Raw genomic sequence first — 2,406 nt, forward strand, 5'->3', positions numbered from 1 at the left:
AAGAATGATTTCACCTTGAAAGTGCCGACCGTGGAAGGGATTCATCTGCTGTATCTCGAAATAAATAAGATATTTAGCTTATCATGTCAGCCTATTTGCAACAGTGCCGAACAACCAGGGCAGCTAGGACCTTCTCTTGTGTAGGTTCATCTTGCTGTTCAAGCCACTGATTAAATAGATCTGTCGTAATGACTGTCCACATACCACAACCAAAATATAGATTATAGTCTATATTTTAGGGGCATTATGTTTGTTTTGCAAATGAGAAAGGATAGGCAATAAAAAAGCCCGACATCCTGTCGGGCTTTTCCATATTTGGCGCTTAGATCTGACTCCTGTCTGATCTCACGTTCCTTGTTGTTCATCTTATTCTTTTTATCTGGAGCATCCTGCTCTCTATGTCTTCATGATAGGAAATTTCCAGTATTGCGGATAGCAGCAAAGGGCCGAGATTGGTATGAGCCAGGGCTTACAAAATAGCCTAAATTTTATCCACAAAAAATGTGGATAATTTTGGACATTGAGGCATTGATAAAATTTGAAAAATCTCAAAACTGACTATTTTTTAGTCAAATTTATTGGCAAAACATATCAAAACCGCTCATAAAAAAGCCGACTTGTTTCAAAATCGGCTTTTTGGGCATTTTTGGATTTTTCTATTTTTATTAAGTGGTTGATATTTAGATTAATATACAAGTGTACTTCGTATAACGCCCATTATGTTAAATGGGGGATTTATGAATTCTGAATATATCTTTATATGTAAATAAATATTGACAAGTATTATTGATAATGAGCATATCTTCTCATATAAGCACAAGTATATGCAGAGGAAAACTATGGACGTTCTATTTTCGAATTTTTTAGATAAACCTGTTTGGATGTGGATTTTCTTTATCCTTATTGTACTTGTCCTGCTTATTCTAGATCTTGGAGTATTTCATCGTAAGGTAAGAGAGATTGGTGTTAAAGAAAGCTTAGCACTATCAGCATTTTATATTACATTAGGTTTACTTTTCGGCGCATGGGTGTGGTGGTATCTCGGACCCACGGCAGGGATTAACTATGTAACCGGTTTTGTAATTGAAAAATCATTAGCGATGGATAATATCTTTGTCATTGCAATGATTTTTTCATATTTCTCGATACCAAGAATTTATCAGCATAGAGTCTTATTTTGGGGAATTATAGGTGTAATTTTTCTAAGAGCTATCATGATTGGCGTGGGCGCAACACTGGTTAGCCAATTTTCATGGGTTCTTTATATATTTGCAGCCTTTCTTATTTTTACAGGGATAAAAATGTGGCTAAGTGTTGATAAAGAATATGAAGTCGGAAATTCTCCTATTTTGAACTTTATTAAAAAAAGATTTCGTGTCACTGAGCAGCTTCATGCAGAGAAGTTCTGGGTGAAAAAGATTGATCCAAAAACTAACCAATTAACCTGGTTTATGACACCACTTTTTCTAGCCTTGATCATGATTGAATTTGTAGATCTGATCTTTGCAATAGATAGTGTTCCTGCGATTTTTGCGATTACGACAGATCCATTTATTGTTTATACTTCAAATATTTTCGCAATTTTGGGATTACGTGCTTTATATTTTGCCCTATCAGCAATGGTCGACCGCTTCCATTATTTGAAGTACGCATTAGCAGTATTGTTAGTCTTTATTGGATCAAAAATTTTTATAGCTGATGGATTAGGTATAGCAAAAATTCCACCGCCAGTCTCCCTTTCGATCACGTTCATCATCTTGTTTACAGGAATTCTATACTCTCTTTGGAAAACAAAAGATCAAAGTACTCATAGGTAAAAATTACAATCCTTTAAATAATTAATAGCTACCAATAAAACAGTGGCTGTTAATTATTCTGATTATAAGTTTTCCTAAAATTAACATAATACACCTTATACGAAATACTTGATATTTATCATTAAATTTCAGTATATTAGATCAAGCCGTTGTGGGGCATAGGGTACCAGAGCGGCTTTTTATTGATTATTTATGTTCCACGCTTAAAATTCGAACAATGTTTCATGATTTTTATAAGTTAAACTAAATTTAGTTGCCAATCCCAATAAGCTATTCACTAACTTGTAAATATCGGTATACCGCCTGACGACTAATCCCAAAAGCTTTTCCTAATGCCATTTTTGATGGATACTTCCCTTCCCTCCATGCTTGTCGTAAAGCTTCAGCTTGGTCAGGCTTTAGTTTATGCACCCGACCTTTGTACTTCCCCTGAGCAGAGGCGAGTTTTATTCCTTCCTTTTGCCGCTCTAAAATGATCTGGCACTGTTGCAAATAGAGATTTGAGTCGATGATGTTCCCTTTAAAAAGTACTTAGAGACCGAAAACCCTGTTGATTAGACACACTTCACCCTGAGGCTGACCATAATAA

Annotated in this window: 1 protein-coding gene and 1 pseudogene; one reads left to right on the forward strand and one right to left on the reverse strand. The window is 35.2% G+C overall.

Features of this window, described 5'->3' with window-relative positions; genetic code table 11:
- The first annotated feature begins 839 nt into the window (after positions 1-839).
- Positions 840-1,817 (forward strand): TerC family protein, encoded by a 978-nt coding sequence (locus tag ACTL4S_RS16325; protein ID WP_004761028.1) that lies wholly within the window; start codon positions 840-842, stop codon positions 1,815-1,817.
- A 270-nt stretch (positions 1,818-2,087) separates the two neighbouring features.
- Here the strand turns inward: ACTL4S_RS16325 and ACTL4S_RS16330 are convergent.
- A pseudogene (locus tag ACTL4S_RS16330) lies at positions 2,088-2,297 on the reverse strand (recombinase family protein); the annotation flags it as partial.
- Between the last annotated feature and the right edge of the window lie 109 nt (positions 2,298-2,406).

The sequence above is a fragment of the Acinetobacter lwoffii genome, assembly GCF_052078135.1.
Classification (GTDB): Bacteria; Pseudomonadota; Gammaproteobacteria; order Pseudomonadales; family Moraxellaceae; genus Acinetobacter; species Acinetobacter lwoffii_Z.

Coding starts and splice junctions, on each gene's coding strand:
- ACTL4S_RS16325 (WP_004761028.1), top strand. CDS start 840: ATGGACGTTCTATTTTCGAATTTTTTAGATAAACCTGTTTGGATGTGG.